Source organism: Allosphingosinicella sp. (genome assembly GCF_036387215.1).
Lineage (GTDB): Bacteria > Pseudomonadota > Alphaproteobacteria > Sphingomonadales > Sphingomonadaceae > Allosphingosinicella.
Genome location: NZ_DASVUE010000109.1, coordinates 1 through 3,681 on the forward strand (window position 1 = coordinate 1; position 3,681 = coordinate 3,681).

At 65.0% G+C, this 3,681-nt stretch carries 4 protein-coding genes; 2 read left to right on the plus strand and 2 right to left on the minus strand.

What is annotated here, in order from left to right:
* The coding region (locus tag VF662_RS04620; RefSeq protein WP_464138233.1) for an oxidoreductase at positions 1–647 on the plus strand (647 nt) is incomplete at its 5' end.
* Here the strand turns inward: VF662_RS04620 and VF662_RS04625 are convergent.
* Both VF662_RS04625 and VF662_RS04630 read right to left on the minus strand, forming a co-directional pair.
* Positions 648–1,403 carry an enoyl-CoA hydratase-related protein gene (locus VF662_RS04625; RefSeq protein ID WP_464138237.1) on the minus strand — a complete coding sequence of 252 codons (756 nt, stop codon included), beginning with the start codon at positions 1,401–1,403 and terminating at the stop codon, positions 648–650. It abuts the gene before it with no gap.
* A gap of 36 nt (positions 1,404–1,439) precedes the next feature.
* Entirely contained in the window at positions 1,440–2,117 is a 678-nt protein-coding gene (locus tag VF662_RS04630) for a hypothetical protein (RefSeq protein ID WP_464138240.1), read from the minus strand.
* Between the two features lie 265 nt (positions 2,118–2,382).
* Here VF662_RS04630 and VF662_RS04635 point away from each other — a divergent pair.
* The coding region (locus VF662_RS04635; protein ID WP_464138244.1) for an ATP-grasp domain-containing protein at positions 2,383–3,681 on the plus strand (1,299 nt) is incomplete at its 3' end.

Below are 3,681 nucleotides of genomic sequence, written 5' to 3' on the forward strand. Positions count from 1 at the left end.
CGCTGGAAAGCGAGGAAGTGACGGGGATCGTCAGCCATTATGCGCGGGCGGCCAAGCTTGCGGTCGCCGCCGGCTTCGACGGCGTCGAGATCCATGCCGCCAACGGCTATCTGCCGCACCAATTCCTCTCGACCAACGTCAACCGGAGGATCGACAAATGGGGCGGCTCGATCCCGAACCGGGCCCGTTTCCTCCTGGAGATCGCCGACGCCTCGGCCGCCGCGATCGGCAGCGAGCGGGTGGCGGTGCGGCTGAGCCCTGGCCACGGCTTCAACGACATCGAGGAGGAAGATGCGGAGACGCTCTACGCCTTCGTCGCGCACCGCCTCAGCCGCCTCGGCCTCGCCTATCTGCACGTGCTGGATTCCCAGCCTGGCTTCGACGTTCCGGCGCTGATCCGAGCCAATTATCCGGGCACCTTGATGCTGAACCAGGGCTATGACCGTGAGCGCGCCAATGCCGACATCGCGGCGGGGAGGGCGGAGCTCATCTCGTTCGGGATCCCCTTCATCGCCAATCCGGACCTGCCGGAGCGGTTGCGGATCGGAGCGCCGCTCAACACGCCGGACCGCGAGACCTTCTACACCGGCGGCGAGCGCGGCTACACCGACTATCCGGCGCTCGCCGAGATGGCCCGAGCGGCCTGATCAGCCGAAGTTCGGCGCCCGCCTTTCGAAGAAGGCGGCAAAGGCCTCGGCCGCTTCGGCCGAGGTGAGGCGGCCGGCGAACAAGGCGGCTTCCTCGTCGACCCGCGCCTGGACCTCAGCCTGATTCGAGCGGATGAGCCGCTTGGTGATACGCACCGCCTCCGGAGGTTTGGCGGCGATCGCCTCCGCGATGTTCCGGACCCGCGCCTCGAGGTCGCCAATGACGATATCGGTTACGAGGCCGTAGCGGAGCGCCGTCTCGGCGTCGAACGGATCGCCGAGCAGCAGATGCTTCGCCGCCCGCTGCGGGCCGATCAGCTGGGGGAGGAGAAGCGAGCTTGCCGCTTCCGGCACGAGCCCGAGATCCACGAACGGCATCGAGAACATGGCCGACGGAGCGGCGAGGACCAGATCGCAGTGGAGCAGCATCGTCGTGCCGACGCCCACCGCCGCGCCTTCGACCCCGGCAACGAGGATCTTCGGGAAGTTCGATATCGCCGAGAGGAAGCGGAAGACCGGCTGGTTCGTGTCGAGCGGCGGCGATTGCTGGAAATCGCGAAGATCGTTGCCGGAGCTGAAGATACCGTCGCGGCCGAGGATGGTGACGACGCGGATTCGCGGATCGTTCGCCGCTTCCGTCAGCGCGTCCGCGAGCGCCGCATACATTGCGGCGGTGATCGCATTTTTCTTCTCCGGCCGGTTCAGCCGAAGCTCCAGGATCGCACCCGAAGGCGTCGCAAGGATCTCGTCGGCCATCTATTCCCCTCCGCTCTTTGCGGAGGTCCTAAACCGCTAGGCGGGAATATGCGACTCCTCGGCGGCCCAGAGCGAGGGGGCGCTGGAGCGGTTCTCGGCCGGGAAGGGGATCTGGCGCCGGAACGCGTCGGTGAAGATTCCGTCCACGCGGATGCTGAAGGAGAGGCCGCCGCTCGCATCGGCGCCGTGATATTGGTTCACGGTGTCGAACCAGGCGGCGTTCGAACTCACGTGGAGCTTCTCGCCGGTCTCCGGGTTCAGCATGTAGAACGGCTTCCTGAGGCTGGTCCGGAACCAGATGAACTCGTGGCAGAGCTCAGGGCTGTCATGGTCCTTGTGCGCCGAGACGGCGCGGCCGCTGTCGTCGTACATGATGATCATCCGGCCGGTGGCGCGGAAGGGAAGGGTGGCGATGAAATCCATCAGATCGGGGAAGAGCTCGGCCTCCTCGCTCCGCTCCCACAGGTCGGTGCGATCGAGGTCGTAATAATTCTCCTGTTCCTTCGACTTGGTCAGGTAGATCAGCCGCGACCCGGGCAAATGCGGCGCCTTGCCGTCGAGGAGGAAGGGGCCGGTGTAGAAAGCGAGGTCGCGCGCCTTCTGGAGCCGCCGCTCGATCCGCTCCGCCACGTATCCGTCAAGCGCACGCAACCGATCGACGTCGATGAACGGGTCGAGATCCTTGTAGCTCGGATAATGGACTTGCGGGTTCATTCGCCTGTTGCCTTCCCTGCGCTTTCCAACCGCTCAGGGAAGGTTTGGATCATCGATGAGCGCGGAAATTTCGGCTCCGGAACCGAAGCGCCGTTCCGCCGTTGTGGCCAATAATAAAATTAAGCCGACGCGCCCTAACCCTTGTTAATGCCTTAGAATTTCCTGTGTATATGAGCGGCTCTCTCGCCGCGGATATGCCCGGTCCAACAAATCTTCCTCTGCCTGCCGCCGTTTTCGGCGATGCGGCAACTATGCTTGGAGCAGTATGAAAATATATGTGAGCGGGCTTTATTGCGGCGGCAATCCGCAGCCAGGCGTCGGAATTGTCCGTTCACTGAGGCAGGCCTATCCCAAAGCGACCCTCGTGGGGGTCGAGTATTCGAATCGCGTCTCCGGTATTCACTGGGACGATCTGGACGATCTGTGGATCCAGCGCCCGTGGGACGAGCTCGACCTCGAAACCTATGGCGAGCGCGTGAAGCAGGCGCTCGATGAGGGCGGCCTCTGGATTTCCGGAAGCGACCTCGAGGCGATGTGGCTCGCCGACCTGTTCCCCGAGGGTCACCCGAACCTGCTCGCTCCGCCGATGAAGGCGCTGAAGCGTATCACGAAGCCCGCCGTGGAGGCTGCAAGCGGCCTTCCGGTCAAGGTTCCGACCTACATCTCGACCGATCACAGCGACTGGGACCTGCACGCTTTCTGCCGCGAGCATAATTGGCGCGTTTGGCTGAAGGGGCCTTATTACGACGCGGCGCGGACGCCCACCTGGGACGTGTTCGAAGCGGCGCGGAACGCGCTCTCCAAGGTCTGGTCGACCGAGCGGCTGTTCCTCCAGGCGCATGTCAGCGGCTATGAGGAATCGGTGATGCTCTCCGCCTATGAGGGCGAGCTGCTGGGCGCCGTCAGCATGCGCAAGCGCGAGATCACCCCCGAGGGCAAGACCTGGGCCGGGGACATCTCCGAAGTGCCCGAGGAATTCATGGCGCCGCTCCGGCAGATGGTGAAGGCGCTCAACTGGACCGGCGGCGGCGAGCTCGAGATGGTGCGCGATGCCGGCGGCCAGCTCTGGCTCCTGGAGATGAACCCCCGCTTCCCGGCCTGGGTGCACGGCGCGACGATCGCAGGATACAACCTGCCCGCATTGCTCGTTCAGGGCGCAACAGGCGCCGCTCCGCGGCCCGCGATCGCGCAGGGGCAGGAGTTCACGCGCGTGGTGCTCGAAGTGCCGGTGCGCTCCGAATATCCGCTGCCGCCGCTTCCGGAGCCGTTCGCGGGCGCGATCGGCCATTCGATGAAGCATCCGTCCGGCCTCACCTCGCTCGCGAAGAAGCTGCACAAGGCCAATCCGGACCTGCTGGAGGTGATCCCGGAGGAGGGCGGGCCCGACGGGCTGCCGTGGATCCCGGACAGCTTCGTCGAGGATATCGACAGCCACGATTTCGCATCGATCCAGACGCCGCAATTCCTGTTCATGGACAAGACGGCCGAGGGTCTCTTCAAGCGCGCCGCGGACCGCGCCCATCGCCTCAGCACCAACGAGGTGCAGGTGGTGAGCGGCTATTCG

What these genes read in the sequence shown, in the direction of transcription:
- VF662_RS04625 (WP_464138237.1), bottom strand. Translation starts at nt 1,403, where the DNA reads ATGGCCGACGAGATCCTTGCGACGCCTTCGGGTGCGATCCTGGAGCTT.
- VF662_RS04630 (WP_464138240.1), bottom strand. Translation starts at nt 2,117, where the DNA reads ATGAACCCGCAAGTCCATTATCCGAGCTACAAGGATCTCGACCCGTTC.